Raw genomic sequence first — 14658 nt, forward strand, 5'->3', positions numbered from 1 at the left:
CCCATGACGCTCGCGACCGAGGTCAAGAAGCTCACCGATTCCAAGCCGTTCTACGTCGTCGCCGGTGTCGGCGACTACGCCGTGGAGAAGCTGCGCGAGCTGCCCGAGCAGCTCCAGAAGCTCCAGTCGCGGCGCTCCGAGCTCACCCGCGAACTGCCCGAGCGCACCCGCGCCTACGCCGACAAGGTCGAGGCCGTCGCCCGCGAGTTCCCCGACAAGGCCCGCGAGTACGCCGACCAGCTGACCAACCGCGCCACCGAGGTCTACGAGGACCTCGCCACGCGCGGCCGCAAGGTCGTCAGCCAGGCCAGCGGCACGGCCGCCCTTGAGCTGGAGGAGGTGTCGGAGGCCGCCGAGCCGCCCGTCGCCAAGCCCGTCGAGACGAAGAAGCCGGCCGGCCGCCCCCGCGCCGCCGCCAAGGCCGCCAAGGCCTGATCCGCGCCGGTCGCGATGGCCCGTCTCCGTTCCGCGGAGGCGGGCCATTCTCTTCTGGGGTGCCCGGCTGTCGGTCCCGGCTATTAGGCTGGGGAACGGTTTTTCATCAAGGGCGTTGGGCGGAGCCGACACATGAGTCTGATCAACGGAGTCTTCAACCTCCTCTTCCTGGTGCTCGCCGCCGTCATCTTCGGCATGTCGGTCTACGCGCTCGTGCACGCGCTGCGGGTGCCGGCCAACGCGTTCCTCGCGGCGGGCAAGCTCCAGAAGCCGCTGTGGCTGCTCATCCTGGTGCTCGCCACGCTGTTCTCCGCCGCGAACGCCTACGAATACCTCATCACCTTCCTCTTCCTCGGCAGCAGCCAGTTCATGGGCATCGGGCTCGGGATCTTCTCGATCCTGGCCGTCATCGCCGCGGCCGTCTACATCGTGGACGTCAAGCCCGCCGTGAAGGGCATGGGCCGGGGCGGCAACAACGGCCCCTACGGGCCCTGGTGACCCACCCCGAGCGCGCCCGCCAGGAAGGCGAGGATCTCGTCCCGGGCGGCGAGCGTGGGATGTCCTTCTTCGTCCACGAGATGGGCGGTGACCACGCTGTGCGGGGTGCCCACGACGTCCCTGAAGAACGGCGGCGGGTCCTCGCCGGCGACGCCGCCAGGTAGGACCCGGCCGTCGAAGGCGTCTCCCAGGAGCGCCTGATAGGCGGCGAAGCGCCGGCCGGTGCACCAGCGGTCGCCCTCGAAGCGGTAGCCGAGCACCTTCAGCCCGTCGCGCCGCACGCGCTCGCGCACCGCGAGCGCGTCGGCCTCGCTGAGCTCCAGCCCGGCGGGGTCGTCCAGCGGCAGTGACGGGTGGTTGACCACCGGCGCGATGACGGCCGGCTCCAGCGCCATGGTGAGGGCGAAGTTGCCGGTGAAGCACAGCCCGATCGCGCCGACGCCCGGACCTCCGCACTCGGCGTGGGCCTGCCGCGCGAGCCCGCGCAGCCAGGCCGTGACCGGGCTGGTGCCGCCTCCGGCGAACGCCCGGAACTCGGCGCTCACGCACGCGCGGCGCACGACCTTCTCGCCGTCCTCCACCGTGGGATAGGCGCCGTCCCTGCCGAAGAGCGACGGAACGTGGACGGTGAAGCCGGCGTCGCGTATCCACCGTGCCAGGCGGAGGACGTCAGGGCTGATGCCCGGCATCTCCGGCATCAGCACCACCGCGGGCCCGGAGCCCGCGACGTACACCGTCTTCACCACCCCCTCCACGTCCACGCTGCGGCGGCGGAAATCGGTGATGGGATCGTCAAGGCTCATGGAAGCAGCCTGTACTGATCGGGCAGGCCGGGGCGATCGGCCGGATCGCCAGGTCCAGGGGTAATCTCGCCACAGGCGTGCCGAGGAGGGCGGGCGTGAGCGAGCTGCGTGTGGGCGTCCTGGCCTATCCGGGGTGTTTCGCCTCCGAGGTGTTCGGCGTCCCCGATCTGCTGACGATGGCCACCCACCTCGGTGGTCCCGACCTCGTGAACTACGAGGTGGCGGTCATGTCGCCGCGGAGCCGGGTCGCCGCCTCGGGCGGCACGACGCTGGGCGTCTGCCCGGTACGCGAGGTCGACGTCCTCGTGGTGCCGGGATTCGAGCTCGGGCCCGGCCTCGACGTGGCCGCGAAGCTGGCGCCCCTCGGCCCTGAGATCGCCGTGATCCGCTCGCACGCGGCCGCGGGCAACGCCGTGGTCTCCATCTGCGCCGGCGCCTTCCTGGTCGCCGAGGCCGGGCTGCTCCACCGGCGGAGGGCCACGACGGCCTGGCTCCTCGCCGACGAGCTGGCCCGGCGCTGCCCGGAGGCCGAGGTCCGGCCCGAGCACCTGGTCGTCACCGACAGAGGGGTGACGACGACGGCGGCCTTCAGCGCGATGTACGACTTCGCGCTGGCGTTGATCCGCGAGCACAGCGGCGCCCGCGTGGCGCGTAGGACGGCGCGGGTGGCGCTCGTGGACGACGCCCGGTCGTCCCAGACCCCGTACGTCGACACCCGGCTCCTGCCGCGACCCGGGCACGAGTTCTCGAGCCAGGTCATGCGCCGGCTCGACCAGAACCTCGCCGCCCGGTACGACCTCGCCGCGCTGTCGAGGACGTTCAACGTCAGCACCCGGACGCTGCTGCGGCGCTTCGCCGCCGAGACCGGCCAGAGCCCGCTCGCCTACCTCCAGTCCTCGCGCGTCCGCCGCGCCCGCCATCTCCTGGAGACGACCGACCGTACGGTGGCCGGCATCGCCGCGGCGGTCGGCTACCGGGACCCCGGAACCTTCGCCGCCCTGTTCGCCAGGCACACGGGGCAACGCCCGCAGGACTACCGGGCGGCCTTCCGCCGCGACGCCGGCTGAGGATCCCTGCCGCGCCGGGCACCGAAAATCTGTACTCGCCGGAGTAGACATTTGTGGCCGCTGAGGCTAGGGTTTCTCACATCGCAAGGAACGGTTGGACCGGGCAGCGGAAGTATCGGCACCACGACGAACTGCCCGGAGCACGATGAACGGCAGAAGGTCGGACGTGAAGGGCCAGCGCAGTTGTCAGGGGCCCAGATCGTGGACGCGCTGCCGCAGCTGAAGTTGGACAGTGGTCCGGAAGATAGAGATGAAGGGAGTGTTGAACGCCATCAGGATCGCCCGTTGCCGGCTGAGTCTCGCCGCTCGGGTACCGCAGTTCCACAGATAGGAAGGTGGTCTACGGTCACGCATCCGCGATCCCCGCAGCACCGCCGCTCAGCACGGCGAATGCGGAAAACAGTGAGCCGGCCGGATGGCCGGTAGATGGTGTTGAACTCTTCGGGGCCCCGGCGCGACACGCGCCGGGGCCCCCTGTGCGCGTGACGGAAAGGAATGCATGGATCAACCTCGCTCGGCTGCCCAAGGTGACACGCTCCCGCAGGGCAGGATCGCGGACACCGCCGGATCCACGACCGGAGCCGGCGCCGAAGACCGGTTCGACGATGAGGACTACCCCGCCTACAGCATGGGCGCCGCCGCGGAGATGCTCGGTGTCAGCCCAGCGTTCCTGCGGGCTCTGGGCGCCGCGCAACTGATCGAGCCGAAGCGCTCCGGTGGCGGCCACCGCCGCTATTCCCGCCGGCAGTTGCGGCTGGCCGCGCGCGCCCGCGAACTCGTCGATCAGGGCACGCCCGTGGAAGCAGCCTGCCGGATCATCGCCCTGGAAGATCAGCTCGCCGAGGCGCTGCGCGTGAACGACGCGCGCGACCGCTCGGCCGGACAGTGACACCCGTGACGCAAGAAGACCCGGCAGCGTGAGCTGACCGGGTCTTGGTGTGGCGCCGTCGCGTCAGGCGGCCACGATGTTCTCGGCCTGGGGGCCCTTCTGGCCCTGGGTGATGTCGAAGGACACCTTCTGGCCCTCGTGCAGCTCGCGGTAGCCGCCCTGGGAGACGATGTTGGAGTAGTGGGCGAAGACGTCGGCGCCGCCGCCGTCCTGCTCGATGAAGCCGAAGCCCTTTTCCGCGTTGAACCACTTCACGGTGCCGGAAGCCATGATGATCTCCTCTTGATCGGTGCAAAAGCCGAAACCCGCACGGTACGGATCTCGCGTCGCCGAAATAGGCCCACACCCGGAGAAGACCGGAAAACAAAAAATGCGCCCGACGCTACATACCGTCAGGCGCACACAAGTTCATTATGGGTACCACAACTGCAACTACCGTCAGCCTAGCACACGGGCAATCATGATGCGGACGCGCAGCGATGCCAACCTTTCTCCGCGGCCACGGCGTTCAAGGGGCAGTGCCGACATGAGGAGAGACGTTGGATCGCGATGCCGCGTTCACGGCGTTCCTGGATGCCCACCAACGCCCGTTGCTGCGCCTGTGCTATCTGCTCACCGGAGAGGTCCATCTCGCGGAGGACCTCCTGCAGAGCGTGCTGGTCCGCATGCTCGGACGGTGGCCCAAGCTGCGTCATATCGACAATCTGGACGCCTACGCCCGTAAGGCGCTGGTGAACCAGTACATCTCGTGGCGACGGCGACGCCGCTCGGGCGAGGTGCTGAGCGCCGAGTTGCCCGAGCGCGCCCATTCGAGCGAGGACTCCGCCGTCCTGCGGATCGTGCTGCGTCAGGCGCTCATGCGGCTGACGCCCAAGCAGCGCGCCGTGCTGGTGCTGCGCTTCTACGAGGACCGGACCGAACGCGAGGTGGCCGCCCTCATGGGCTGCTCGGTGGGCACGGTCAAGAGCCAGGCGCACCACGCGCTGGCCCGGCTGCGCGCGCTCGCGCCCGAACTGGCGTCCCATCTGCCCGTACTGAACGACGACCCGGCCTGGAACGAGGGGGCACGCCGATGACCTGGCTCGGAGACCAGCTCGGCCGCATCGCCGACGAGATGCCGCAGCGCGACCTGGGCGCCAGGGCGATGGAGCGCTACCAGCGGAGGAGGCGCAACCTGATGGCGTTCGCCGCCGCCGCGACGGTCGTGGTCACCCTGCTCGCCGCCACGATCGGGGCGCGGGCGTTGCTCGCGGAACCTCCCGCCGCGGTCGCTCCGTCCCTCCCGCCGGAGCGGTCGAGCATCAGCGTCGGCGTGGTGCCGACGGTGGAGTCGGCGGTCCTGATCGTGGCCCTCAGGATGGGCTATTTCCGGGAGGAAGGGCTGAACGTGCAGCCGATGTTCCTGTCCGGGTCGGCGCACGGGGTGCCCTTGCTGGAGGCGAGCCGGCTGGATCTGATCCAGCTCGACTACGCGACGTTTCTCAAGGCGACCGAGTCCGGCAAGCACCTCAAGATCGTGATGGCCTCCCATCAGTCCGCGCCGGGAACGTCGGCCCTCGTGGTGAACGCCACCTCGAAGGTGCGGACGGTCACCGGTCTCAAGCGCAAGAGGATCGCCGTCCACCAGCTCGGCGGGCTCCCCTCGCTGGCTCTGACCGCCGCGCTGGAGCGGGCCGGGCTGACGTCGAAGGACGTCGTGCTGGTCGAGACTCCCTATCCCGACATGCTCCGCGGGCTGAAGCAGGGACGGCACGACGCCGCCCTGCTGGCCGAGCCCTTCGTCACGGTCGGACGTGAGGGCGGGGAGGTGCGGGTCCTCGGGGACGCGATGAGCGGCGACCTCGCGAACCTGCAGACCTCGGGCATGACCGCCACCGAGAGCTGGATCCGGCGCAACCCGCGCACGCTGGCGGCCTTCCAGCGCGCGCTGGGCAAGGCGGCACGCCTGGTCACCGCCGACCCTGAGCACGCCCGCGCGGCGCTGCCCACCTACACCAGGATCCCCCAGAAGGTGGTCGCGAACGTCACGCTCGGCTCCTATCCGGACAAGGTGGATCTGACGCATTTGACGCGGATCGCCGCCCTGGCCCGCGCTCAGGGCTGGCTGGAGCGCCTGCCGGAGCCCGGAGAGGCGGTCGCGAAGACCGAGTGAGGGCCCTCACTCCGGCTGGTCGATCTGCCGGGTCAGGCCGTCGAGCAGGGGGCGCAGCCCGAACTCGAAGAGCCGGTCGAGATCGAGGTCGAACTCCCCCAGCTCCTGCAGGAACGCGGCGAAGGCCGCGTAGCCCGGCGACTCGCTGACCTCCCGCATGCGCTCCTCCTGCGCGCTCATCCACTCCTCGTCCGACAGGCCGGTGGCGGCGCGGGCCCGCCGCTCCTGCTCGAAGTTGGCCGCCAGGCCCTGCACGAAGCTGTAGAGCAGGATGTGCACGTTCATCTTGGCCGTCGCGTCGAGCCGGGTGCCGGCCAGGGCGCTCATCACCCACTCCGAGTGCTTCAGCAGGGCGGCGGAGGGCAGCGGGCGGTACAGCGAGGTGACCCCCGCCATCCAGGGGTGCGCCCGGTAGGCCGCCCACTGCAGCCGGGCGCTCGTCTCCAGCGCCTCGCGCCAGCCGGCCGGCCGCCCCTCGGGCAGCGGGTGGTCGTCGAGCACCGCGTCGACCATGAGCAGGACCAGCTCGTCCTTGCCGCTGACGTGGCGGTAGAGGGACATGGTGGCCATCCCCAGCCGGTCGGCGAGCGCGCGCATGGTCAGCTCGTCGAGCCCCTCGGCGTCGGCGAGCTCGACGGCCGCCCGCACGACGCGCTCGCGGACGCCGCCCGGCTCGCGGGCCGCCTGCCCCGAGCCGCGGCGGCCAGTGGGACGGCCGGTCGGGCGGCCGGGCCCGCCGAGCTCGGCGACCACCGTGCCGACCCGTGGCTCGGCGATCACCACTCCCTCCTGGGCCAGCAGCGCGAGGGCCTTGGCCGCGGTGGCCAGGGCGACGTCCCAGTCGCGGGCGAGCTGGCGGGTGGAGGGCACGCGGTCGCCGGGGCGCAGCCGGCCGTCGGCGATGCGCCGCTTGATGTCGCCGGCGATGCGGGCATAGGGCGGAGTGTCCATCTCATCCTCTGTTCTAGTACAGATCTGCCCATCATAGCCTTGTGGCCTGCTGTATGTACGCCGTACATTCAGTTCCGCGTACAACGTACAAACGAAGGAGCGGAACATGAAGGTGCTCATCTCGGGCGCGAGCGTCGGCGGCCCCGTCCTGGCCTACTGGCTGGGGCGGCACGGGATCGAGGCGGAGATCGTCGAGCGGGCCCCGGCCCCGCGCACCGGCGGGCAGGCCATCGACGTCCGGGGAGCGGCGCTCACGGTCGCCGACCGGATGGGCGTGCTGGAGCGGGCCAGGGCCCTGCGCACCCGGATGCGCGGCATGTCGATGGTGGACGGCTCCGGCACCGAGCTCATGCGCAGCACGGAGGGCACGCTGAGCGGCGGCGCGTTCGACAGTCCCGACGTCGAGATCATGCGCGACGACCTGACCGCGCTGGTCCTCGCCGCCGCCGACCCCGTCATCGTCTACGGCGACTCGATCGCCGCCCTCGACCAGGACGCGGACGGGGTGGACGTCACGTTCGACAGCGGCCGGCGCGAGCGCTACGACTACGTGGTCGGCGCCGACGGGCTGCACTCCAACGTACGCCGCCTGGCCTTCGGCCCCGAGGAGCGCTACGTCCGCCACCTCGGCGCGTACGTCTCCATCTTCACCGCGCCCAACTTCCTCGGCCTCGACCACTGGCAGACCTGGTTCCGCGAGGGCCAGGTGGGCGGCGTCGTCTACAGCGACCGCGACGCCACCACGATGCGGGTCAACCTCGGCTTCGAGGACGGCCCGATCGCCTACGACCACCGCGACCTCGACGCCCAGAAGCGGCTCATCCAGGAGCGCTGCGCCGGCCTCGGCTGGGAGGTGCCCCGGCTGCTCGACGCGATGGGGAAGGCGGACGACTTCTACTTCGACGCGATGGCGCAGGTCGTGATGGACCGCTGGTCGACCGGCCGGGTGACGCTGGTCGGCGACGCCGGCTACTGCGCCTCGCCGCTGTCCGGGCAGGGCACCAGCCTCGCGATGGTGGGGGCGTACGTGCTGGCGCAGGAACTCGGCGCGGCCCCGGCCGGCGCGTTCGACCGCTACGAGCGGCGGATGCGCCCGTTCGTGGCCGCCAACCAGGCGCTCGCCACCGAGAACCCCGGCCAGGGCGCGGCCCCGGAGAGCATCCAGCGGGCGGCGAACGCCATCACGCTCGATTGACGGGACAAACCGCTACGATTTGCCGCCATGACCGGTTTCAGACTCACGCTGGCCACGCTGGGGGCCACCGCTCTGACGCTGACCGCCGCTCCCGCCGCCCTCGCCGCGACGGCCGGGATCACGGACGACGTCACGATGACCCTCGGCGAGGACGGCACCCTGCACGTGGTCGAGAAGATCAGCGGCGGGTCGAGCGGTCTGAAGCGGACGTTCATCACCCGCACCCGGTACGACGACGGCAACGACCGCCTCTACCGGATCTCGAACGTCAAGGGCGGCACCTTCGACGGCGACGTCCTCACCGTGACGAGCGGCACCGTCGAGTACGACGTCAAGGGCGCCGTGATGTCCTCGGGCGGCGTGGAGGAGCTGCGCTGGTTCGCGGTGAGCGGCTGGAACCAGCAGGTCGCCAAGGCCACCGTCCAGGTCCAGGGCCCCGGCCAGGTGCAGAACCTATCCTGCTTCGCCGGCGAGCTCACCTCGGCCGTCGGCTGCACCGCCGCCTCCATGGACCACACCGCCACGCAGGCCGACTTCGAGCAGGAGAACCTCGCGCCCGGCGAGGCCCTGACCGTCGTCATCGGCTATCCGGCGGGCTCCAGCAAGGGCACGCCGATCCTGGAGCGGCGCTTCTCGCTGGCGTCGGCGTTCACGCTGAACACCGTCACCGGCGGCGCCCTGGCCGGTCTGCTGGTGCTGCTGCTCGGCGGCGTGGGCCTGCTCTACTGGACGCGGGGCCGCGACGCCCGCGTGGCGGGCGGCGACCAGGGGGCGGTCAACCCCGTACAGAACGGGCACTTCTCCCCGCCGGACGGGGTTCGGCCCGGCCAGATCGGCACGCTCGTGGACGAGCAGGCCGACGTCGTGGACGTCACCGCCACCATCGTGGACTTCGCCGTCCGCGGCTACCTGCGCATCGACGAGCAGCCCCGCCAGACCTACGACGCGCCCGACTGGCTGCTCGTACGGCTGCCCACCGCGCCGGTCGACGCCCTGCTGCCCTACGAGAAGGCGCTCCACGACGCCATCTTCGACGGCCGGGACGCGGTGCTGCTGTCGCAACTGTCCGGGACGTTTGCCACGCACTTGGGCAAGGTCCGCGACGCGCTCTACGCCGACGTGGTCAAGCAGGGCTGGTTCGCCCGCCGGCCCGACACCGAGCGCACCCGGTGGACGACGGTCGGCGTCGTCTTCATCGTGGCCGGCGTGCTCGCCACGGCGGGGCTCGCCTGGTTCACCACGTACGGGCTCCTCGGCCTCGCCGTCATCATCGCGGGCGGCGCGCTCGCCATCGGCGGACAGTACATGCCGGCCAAGACCGCCAAGGGCTCGGCGGCGCTGGCGCACACCCTGGGCTTCCGCGAGTACCTGTTCTCCGGGGAGCTGGGCCACGTGCCCGAGCAGCACCGGGTGGAGCTGTTCTCCCGCTACCTGCCGTACGCGGTGATCTTCGACGGCGTGGAGCACTGGTCGCGGGTGGTGGCCTCCGTCACCGGCAACGGCCACCAGGCCGACAACCTCTACTGGTATCACGGGCCCGCGGAGTGGGACCTGTCGAAGTTCGCCGGCTCGATGCGTACGTTCTGCACGACGACCTCGGGCGCCATCTCCGCCACCCGCCAGTTCCGCAGCCTGTGAGCGGCTAGCGGATCCGTAGCTCGCCGACCGGCCGTCCCCCGCCGAGCACCGCCGGGGCGGCCAGCTCGGCCAGCTCCGGGGCGTCGAGGCCGAGCGAGCGCAGCGCCGCCACCGTGACCGGCCCGCGGGCGCGCGCCGAGCCGTCCTCGATCTTGACGGTGCCCGCCCTGCCGTCCTCGAACGCGAACGCGTCGAACCCCTCGGCGCCCGCCTTCAGCATCAGGCCCGGCAGCGCGCGCATGAGCTTCGCCTCGGGCCGGTCGGTGCCGGACGTCCACTCGGGGTGGGCGCGCATCGCGTCGAAGATCTTGCGTTCGTACGAGTCGGCCGACGACCTCGGGAACGCGCGGAACGCCTTCGTCACCCCCAGCATCGACACGAAGAACAGCGGCGCCCCGCAGCCGTCCACGCCCGAGGCCGCCACCCGCTCGCCGGTGAACTCCTCGACGGTCTGCCTGATGGCCCGCTGCAACGGATGCGTCGGCTCCAGGTAGGTGGTCAGCGGCCAGTCGTTGACCACACAGGTGGCCAGCATGGCGGCGTGCTTGCCGGAGCAGTTCATGTAGATCCGCCCGTACTCGGTCGAGCGCCGGTCGAACGGGTGGTCCTCGGGGCACTGCAGCGCCGACTCCTCCAGCCCGGCGCCCGCGAGGATCTTGCGTACCCCCTCCACGTGGAACGGCTCGCCCGAGTGCGAGGCGCAGGCCAGCGCCAGCAGCTCGCCCTCCAGCGCCAGTCCGCTGCGCAGCATGCCGAGCGCCTGGAGCGGCTTCATCGACGACCGCGGCGAGGCGGGCACGTGCACCGCGCCGCGCGTCTCGACCAGGCGGCCTTCGGCGTCCACGGTCAGCATGCGAGCCTGATGCGTGGACTCCACGAACCCGGATCGCACCACTTCCACGATCAACGACATATCCGTACCCCTTTCGGGACGAGTCTACGAAGGGTCTTTCCTGGTCCAGAATGAGATGTCATGCGAGCAGTGGTGCAGCGAGTGAGTTCAGCGTCCGTGGAGGTCGAGGGCCGCACGGTCGGCGAGATCGCCGAGCCCGGCCTGCTCGTCCTGGTCGGGGTCACGCACGCCGACACGAGGGCCGAGGCGGCCAAGCTCGCCGCCAAGCTGTGGGGCCTGCGGATCCTGCACGGCGAGAAGTCGTGCTCCGACGTCGCCGCCCCGCTCCTGGTGATCAGCCAGTTCACCCTCTACGGCGACGCGCGCAAGGGCCGGCGGCCCACCTGGCAGGCCGCCGCCCCGGGGCCCGTCGCCGAGCCCCTGGTGGACGCCGTCGTCGAGGAGCTGCGTGCGCTCGGCGCCCGCGTGGAGACGGGCGTGTTCGGCGCGGACATGAAGGTCTCGCTCGTCAACGACGGCCCGATCACCCTCGTCCTGGAGTTCTGAGCTCCCGGATCACCTGATGCGACGGCGCAGCGACGGGTCGATGGAGACGTTGCGCCCCGCGTCCGGCGGCACCACGACCTCCTGGCTGGCCGCGACGCCGCCCGCCAGCAGCGGCGCGTCGACCGGCACCGTGCGCTTGACCACGGCCAGCGCGATCGGGCCCAGCTCGTGGTGGCGGGCCGCCGAGCCGACCACGCCGACCTCCTGGCTCTCGAAGATCACCGGGTCGCCGTGCACGGGCAGCGTGTCGACGCTGCCGTCGAGGTGCAGGAACACCAGGCGGCGCGGCGGATGCCCGAGGTTGTGAACCCGCGCCACGGTCTCCTGCCCGCGGTAGCAGCCCTTGGTCAGGTGGACCGCCGCACCGATCCAGCCCACCTCGTGCGGGATCGTCTTGTGGTCGGTCTCGAAGCCCAGCCGCGGCCGGTGCGCCTCGATGCGCAGCGCCTCGTACGCCCACAGCCCCGCCAGCGGCCTGCCCAGGTGCTCAGGGAGCTCGGCGCGTGGCACCAGGACGTCCGCGTCGGCCGTGGAGAGCACGGCGAGGTCGTCGGCCCGCGACACCTCGACCCGCAGCATGAACCGCATGCGGTCGAGATAGTCGATCAGGCTCTGCGCGGTGCCCGGCTCGACGTGGGCCAGCACGCTCTCGCCGTCGTCGACCAGGGTCAGGTGGTGCAGCACGCGGCCCTGCAGGTCGAGGTCGAGCGTCTGCGTCCACTCGCCCGGTTTGAGCGTGTCGAGCTTCTGCGAGGTCAGGTCGTTGAGCCACTTCAGCCGGTCGGCGCCGGAGATCCGGACCACCTCGCGGTTGCTGCGATCGACGACCGCCTCGCCCTTGGCCAGCGCGCGCTGCTCGGCGAACAGGTCGCCGTAGTGGGCGGCTACGTCGGAGTCCGGGGCGTCAGCGGCGACCGCGCCGGGAAGGTCGAGCAGAGGGCTACGCATGCCCTCCAGGCTATCGGCAGTCGCGGCAACGTCCGAAGACGGTCAGGTGGTGGACGTCGGCCACGAACCCCATCTCGTCGTCCAGCGCCTTCACCATCCCCTCGGCCAGCTCCGGCCGCACCTCGAACACCTGGTCACAGCCCCGGCACACCAGATGCACGTGGTCGGCCTCGGCCGCCAGGTGGTAGGTCGGCGCGCCGTGCCCGAGATGCGTGTGGGTGACCAGCCCCAGCTCCTCCAGCAGCTCCAGCGTGCGGTAGACGGTCGAGATGTTGACCCCGCGCGCCGTCTCACGCACCTTGGCGCAGATCTCCTCAGGTGTGGCGTGCTCCAGATCCTTGACCGCTTCGAGGACGAGCTGGCGCTGCGGCGTGACCCGGTAGCCCTTCGCGCGGAGTTCCTCGTGCCACTGCGTCTCGGTCATGCTCCCGAGTCTACGGCCCGGTGATATTCATTTGCCTCCCGCGCGAACGAGCACATAACTTCATGAGTACGCGGAAAGGAGGTGGTCCGAATAATGGTGAGTCATAGTCGGGCTAGCGAGGTGGTTGTCCGCTGACGTCGCGGACGCCTGTCTCGGTCTCGTGACGTGACGCGAATTCGAGGCAACCACCGGGGCCCCTGACAGCCGGAGGACGGGAAGCGAACGCATCCCGTCCGTGGTCCATCCGGCCCGCCCGCACGAGCGGGCGGAGTGTTGTCCGGGGCCCTTCTTCATTTCCCGGCGTTCCGATGAGTTCCGCGCCCGGTTCCGGTCCATAGAGGTGCACCCGCACATCCATGGAGAGAGGGACCATGAGCGCCAACCCCCTGCCGCCCGTCGTCGACGCCGCCACCTGGCGGCGTGAGCTCGACGCGCTGCGCGCCCGCGAGAAGGCCGCCACCCGTGAGCTCGACGCCATCGCCGCCCAGCGCCGCCGCCTGCCCATGGTGCGGCTGCCCGACTACGTCCTCGACGGCGAGCACGGCCCCGTCCGGCTGGCGGACGTCTTCGACGGCGCGCGGCAGCTGATCGTCTACCACCACATGTGGTTCCCGGGCAAGGAGTGGCAGTGCCCGGGCTGCACCGGCTTCACCTCGCAGTTCACCCGCCTGGAGTTCCTCCGCGACTACGACGCCAGGTTCGTCGTCGTCACCCAGGGCCCGATCGACGAGGCGCTCGCCTACAAGCGGCGCGTCGGCAACGCCATGACGTGGTACTCCACCGCGAACAGCCCGTTCGGCGCCGATGTCGGCGCCCCGCCCGGCGGCGGCTTCGCCGTCAACGTGTTCCTGCGCGACGGCGACACCGTCTACCGCACCTGGCACACCGACGGACGCGGCACCGAGCAGCTCACCCACACCTTCGCGCTGATCGACCTGCTGCCGTACGGGCGGCAGGAGGAGTGGCAGGATTCCCCTGAAGGCTGGCCGCAGTCACCGACCTACAGCGGCTGGGCCTCCTCGCAGGACCTCGCCGCGCGCTACGGCCCCGGCTAGCCGAGCAGGTCTCGGGGCCGGTCAGTGCTCGCCGCGCGGCGTGACGCCGAGGTCGGCGCAGGCGCGGCGGTAGAGGGTCACGACGGCCTTGCGCACCTGCGCCCGCTCGGTGAGCGTCTCGCCCCACGGCACGCGTACGCGCTCGCCCCCGTCGATCGTGAACTCGATCGCCTCGGCGTCCACGTCGCTGGTCACCGCCGTGGCGGCGGACGGCCGGCCGGCGAGCGCCCGGACGATGAGCAGCGAGTCGCCGGCGTGGTCGTCGTTCATGTGGCGCTTGATCGCCTCGACCGCGTCGGGGGTGAACGGCGTGCTCACGCGACCTTCTTCAGCTCGGCCGACATGTGGTCCGACAGCGGCTGCCCCATCGCGGCCATCTCGTAGGCCCACATGAGGTTGCCGTTGACCAGCCCGTAGAGGCGGTAGCCGGCGGTGTATTCCTTGGCGCTGGCGGTGCGGGCGACCACGTCGGTGCGCAGCTCGATCTTGTGGAAGACGACCTCGCCGATGTAGATCTCGACGATGCCGGTCGGGTGCGCGAGCACCACCTCTAGCTGCCGGTCGGGCAGGGCCCGCCAGTAGCCGGACTCGGTGGCCAGCGGCCGGACCCGGTTGCCGTCCTCGTCGAGCAGCCAGGTGCGGCTGACGTAGGTCAGGAACGGCTTGCCGTTGTGGCCGAACTCGATCTCCTGCCCGAAGTTGAAGCTCTCGATCGTCGGGTAGCCGCCGACGCCCGCGCCCTCCCACCGGCCGAGCAGGAACGCGATCGGCTCCAGGGCGGGGTGCACCTCAGGTTCTTCCATGGTCCCCAAGCCTAGTGGCCGGGGCTAGGGTGGCGGGCATGGCACGATCTCTGGTGATCAAGGTTACCGCCGGGGCCGACGCCCCCGAGCGCTGCAACCAGGCGTTCAACGTCGCGGCCGCCGCGCTGGCGAGCGGTGTCCCCGTCTCCCTGTGGCTGACCGGGGAGTCGTCGTGGTTCGCGCTGCCGGGGCGGGCCGCGGAGTTCAGCCTCCCGCACGCCGCGCCGCTCACCGACCTGCTCGAAGCCGTGCTCGCCGCGGGCCGGGTGACGTTGTGCACGCAGTGCGCCGCCCGCCGCGGGATCACGGTGGACGACGTCATCGACGGCGTGCGCATCGCCGGGGCGCCGACGTTCGTCGAAGAGGCGACCGCGGAGGGCGTGCAGGCCCTCGTCTACTGA

General features: G+C 71.0%; 19 protein-coding genes. 11 read left to right on the forward strand and 8 right to left on the reverse strand.

Annotated elements, in window-relative coordinates; genetic code table 11:
• The first annotated feature begins 3 nt into the window (after positions 1-3).
• Both SMD20_RS26300 and SMD20_RS26305 read left to right on the forward strand, forming a co-directional pair.
• Positions 4-435, forward strand: a complete 432-nt coding sequence (locus SMD20_RS26300) for a hypothetical protein (protein ID WP_329585836.1) — start codon at positions 4-6, stop codon at positions 433-435.
• A gap of 132 nt (positions 436-567) precedes the next feature.
• A complete protein-coding gene (locus SMD20_RS26305; protein ID WP_020544674.1) occupies positions 568-933 on the forward strand; it encodes a DUF2516 family protein in 366 nt (121 codons plus the stop codon).
• Here SMD20_RS26305 and SMD20_RS26310 read toward each other — a convergent pair.
• Positions 918-1736: a dienelactone hydrolase family protein gene (locus SMD20_RS26310; RefSeq protein ID WP_329585843.1), complete on the reverse strand. Its 819-nt coding sequence runs from the start codon at positions 1734-1736 to the stop codon at positions 918-920. The two genes, SMD20_RS26305 and SMD20_RS26310, sit on opposite strands and share 16 nt — an antisense overlap.
• A 95-nt stretch (positions 1737-1831) precedes the next feature.
• Here SMD20_RS26310 and SMD20_RS26315 point away from each other — a divergent pair, with 95 nt between their 5' ends.
• Together SMD20_RS26315 and SMD20_RS26320 are read left to right on the forward strand one after the other, a co-directional pair.
• Positions 1832-2803, forward strand: coding sequence for a GlxA family transcriptional regulator (locus SMD20_RS26315; RefSeq protein WP_329585846.1), 972 nt, complete (start codon positions 1832-1834; stop codon positions 2801-2803).
• Between the two features lie 628 nt (positions 2804-3431).
• The gene (locus tag SMD20_RS26320; RefSeq protein ID WP_329592676.1) at positions 3432-3692 is read left to right on the forward strand and encodes a helix-turn-helix domain-containing protein; all 261 of its coding nucleotides are present in this window, start codon (positions 3432-3434) and stop codon (positions 3690-3692) included.
• Between the two features lie 63 nt (positions 3693-3755).
• Here SMD20_RS26320 and SMD20_RS26325 read toward each other — a convergent pair whose 3' ends face one another.
• On the reverse strand, positions 3756-3962 hold the full coding sequence (locus SMD20_RS26325; protein ID WP_020544678.1) for a cold-shock protein: 207 nt from the start codon (positions 3960-3962) through the stop codon (positions 3756-3758).
• Positions 3963-4231: 269 nt separating this feature from the next.
• Between SMD20_RS26325 and SMD20_RS26330 the strand changes: the two genes are divergently transcribed.
• Positions 4232-4768, forward strand: a complete 537-nt coding sequence (locus tag SMD20_RS26330) for a SigE family RNA polymerase sigma factor (RefSeq protein WP_329585851.1) — start codon at positions 4232-4234, stop codon at positions 4766-4768.
• Positions 4765-5844: an ABC transporter substrate-binding protein gene (locus SMD20_RS26335; RefSeq protein ID WP_329585854.1), complete on the forward strand. Its 1080-nt coding sequence runs from the start codon at positions 4765-4767 to the stop codon at positions 5842-5844. The genes SMD20_RS26330 and SMD20_RS26335 overlap by 4 nt, the downstream gene beginning before the upstream one ends.
• Before the next feature lie 6 nt (positions 5845-5850).
• Here SMD20_RS26335 and SMD20_RS26340 read toward each other — a convergent pair whose 3' ends face one another.
• The gene (locus SMD20_RS26340) at positions 5851-6795 is read right to left on the reverse strand and encodes a TetR/AcrR family transcriptional regulator C-terminal domain-containing protein (protein WP_329585857.1); all 945 of its coding nucleotides are present in this window, start codon (positions 6793-6795) and stop codon (positions 5851-5853) included.
• A 106-nt stretch (positions 6796-6901) separates the two neighbouring features.
• On the opposite strand from SMD20_RS26340, the gene SMD20_RS26345 reads away from it, so the two are divergent.
• Together SMD20_RS26345 and SMD20_RS26350 are read left to right on the forward strand one after the other, a co-directional pair.
• Positions 6902-7990, forward strand: coding sequence for an FAD-dependent monooxygenase (locus SMD20_RS26345; RefSeq protein ID WP_329585860.1), 1089 nt, complete (start codon positions 6902-6904; stop codon positions 7988-7990).
• A gap of 27 nt (positions 7991-8017) precedes the next feature.
• The gene (locus SMD20_RS26350) at positions 8018-9628 is read left to right on the forward strand and encodes a DUF2207 domain-containing protein (protein ID WP_329585863.1); all 1611 of its coding nucleotides are present in this window, start codon (positions 8018-8020) and stop codon (positions 9626-9628) included.
• Positions 9629-9632: 4 nt separating this feature from the next.
• Here SMD20_RS26350 and SMD20_RS26355 read toward each other — a convergent pair whose 3' ends face one another.
• On the reverse strand, positions 9633-10541 hold the full coding sequence (locus SMD20_RS26355) for an asparaginase (protein WP_329585866.1): 909 nt from the start codon (positions 10539-10541) through the stop codon (positions 9633-9635).
• 60 nt (positions 10542-10601) lie between these two features.
• Between SMD20_RS26355 and dtd the strand changes: the two genes are divergently transcribed.
• Entirely contained in the window at positions 10602-11027 is a 426-nt protein-coding gene (dtd, locus tag SMD20_RS26360) for a D-aminoacyl-tRNA deacylase (RefSeq protein WP_329585869.1), read from the forward strand.
• A 9-nt stretch (positions 11028-11036) separates the two neighbouring features.
• On the opposite strand, the gene ygfZ is transcribed toward dtd, so the two are convergent.
• Both ygfZ and SMD20_RS26370 read right to left on the reverse strand, forming a co-directional pair.
• Positions 11037-11975 (reverse strand): CAF17-like 4Fe-4S cluster assembly/insertion protein YgfZ, encoded by a 939-nt coding sequence (gene ygfZ / locus SMD20_RS26365; protein ID WP_329585872.1) that lies wholly within the window; start codon positions 11973-11975, stop codon positions 11037-11039.
• A 10-nt stretch (positions 11976-11985) separates the two neighbouring features.
• Positions 11986-12399, reverse strand: a complete 414-nt coding sequence (locus SMD20_RS26370) for a Fur family transcriptional regulator (RefSeq protein ID WP_329585874.1) — start codon at positions 12397-12399, stop codon at positions 11986-11988.
• A 371-nt stretch (positions 12400-12770) separates the two neighbouring features.
• On the opposite strand from SMD20_RS26370, the gene SMD20_RS26375 reads away from it, so the two are divergent.
• On the forward strand, positions 12771-13454 hold the full coding sequence (locus SMD20_RS26375; RefSeq protein ID WP_329585877.1) for a DUF899 domain-containing protein: 684 nt from the start codon (positions 12771-12773) through the stop codon (positions 13452-13454).
• A gap of 21 nt (positions 13455-13475) precedes the next feature.
• On the opposite strand, the gene SMD20_RS26380 is transcribed toward SMD20_RS26375, so the two are convergent.
• Together SMD20_RS26380 and SMD20_RS26385 are read right to left on the reverse strand one after the other, a co-directional pair.
• Positions 13476-13772, reverse strand: coding sequence for a DUF2470 domain-containing protein (locus tag SMD20_RS26380; protein ID WP_329585880.1), 297 nt, complete (start codon positions 13770-13772; stop codon positions 13476-13478).
• The gene (locus SMD20_RS26385; protein WP_329585881.1) at positions 13769-14257 is read right to left on the reverse strand and encodes an FABP family protein; all 489 of its coding nucleotides are present in this window, start codon (positions 14255-14257) and stop codon (positions 13769-13771) included. The genes SMD20_RS26380 and SMD20_RS26385 overlap by 4 nt, the downstream gene beginning before the upstream one ends.
• Positions 14258-14295: 38 nt before the next feature.
• Here SMD20_RS26385 and SMD20_RS26390 point away from each other — a divergent pair, with 38 nt between their 5' ends.
• Positions 14296-14658, forward strand: coding sequence for a DsrE family protein (locus SMD20_RS26390; RefSeq protein ID WP_329585884.1), 363 nt, complete (start codon positions 14296-14298; stop codon positions 14656-14658).

The sequence above is a fragment of the Nonomuraea sp. LP-02 genome, assembly GCF_036289125.1.
GTDB classification, from domain to species: Bacteria; Actinomycetota; Actinomycetes; order Streptosporangiales; family Streptosporangiaceae; genus Nonomuraea; species Nonomuraea bangladeshensis.

What these genes read in the sequence shown, in the direction of transcription:
- ygfZ (WP_329585872.1), bottom strand. Translation starts at nt 11,975, where the DNA reads ATGCGTAGCCCTCTGCTCGACCTTCCCGGCGCGGTCGCCGCTGACGCC.
- SMD20_RS26305 (WP_020544674.1), top strand. Translation starts at nt 568, where the DNA reads ATGAGTCTGATCAACGGAGTCTTCAACCTCCTCTTCCTGGTGCTCGCC.
- SMD20_RS26390 (WP_329585884.1), top strand. Translation starts at nt 14,296, where the DNA reads ATGGCACGATCTCTGGTGATCAAGGTTACCGCCGGGGCCGACGCCCCC.
- SMD20_RS26325 (WP_020544678.1), bottom strand. Translation starts at nt 3,962, where the DNA reads ATGGCTTCCGGCACCGTGAAGTGGTTCAACGCGGAAAAGGGCTTCGGC.
- SMD20_RS26350 (WP_329585863.1), top strand. Translation starts at nt 8,018, where the DNA reads ATGACCGGTTTCAGACTCACGCTGGCCACGCTGGGGGCCACCGCTCTG.
- SMD20_RS26370 (WP_329585874.1), bottom strand. Translation starts at nt 12,399, where the DNA reads ATGACCGAGACGCAGTGGCACGAGGAACTCCGCGCGAAGGGCTACCGG.
- SMD20_RS26375 (WP_329585877.1), top strand. Translation starts at nt 12,771, where the DNA reads ATGAGCGCCAACCCCCTGCCGCCCGTCGTCGACGCCGCCACCTGGCGG.
- SMD20_RS26320 (WP_329592676.1), top strand. Translation starts at nt 3,432, where the DNA reads ATGGGCGCCGCCGCGGAGATGCTCGGTGTCAGCCCAGCGTTCCTGCGG.
- SMD20_RS26355 (WP_329585866.1), bottom strand. Translation starts at nt 10,541, where the DNA reads ATGTCGTTGATCGTGGAAGTGGTGCGATCCGGGTTCGTGGAGTCCACG.
- SMD20_RS26340 (WP_329585857.1), bottom strand. Translation starts at nt 6,795, where the DNA reads ATGGACACTCCGCCCTATGCCCGCATCGCCGGCGACATCAAGCGGCGC.
- SMD20_RS26310 (WP_329585843.1), bottom strand. Translation starts at nt 1,736, where the DNA reads ATGAGCCTTGACGATCCCATCACCGATTTCCGCCGCCGCAGCGTGGAC.
- SMD20_RS26300 (WP_329585836.1), top strand. Translation starts at nt 4, where the DNA reads ATGACGCTCGCGACCGAGGTCAAGAAGCTCACCGATTCCAAGCCGTTC.
- SMD20_RS26385 (WP_329585881.1), bottom strand. Translation starts at nt 14,257, where the DNA reads ATGGAAGAACCTGAGGTGCACCCCGCCCTGGAGCCGATCGCGTTCCTG.
- SMD20_RS26335 (WP_329585854.1), top strand. Translation starts at nt 4,765, where the DNA reads ATGACCTGGCTCGGAGACCAGCTCGGCCGCATCGCCGACGAGATGCCG.
- dtd (WP_329585869.1), top strand. Translation starts at nt 10,602, where the DNA reads ATGCGAGCAGTGGTGCAGCGAGTGAGTTCAGCGTCCGTGGAGGTCGAG.
- SMD20_RS26345 (WP_329585860.1), top strand. Translation starts at nt 6,902, where the DNA reads ATGAAGGTGCTCATCTCGGGCGCGAGCGTCGGCGGCCCCGTCCTGGCC.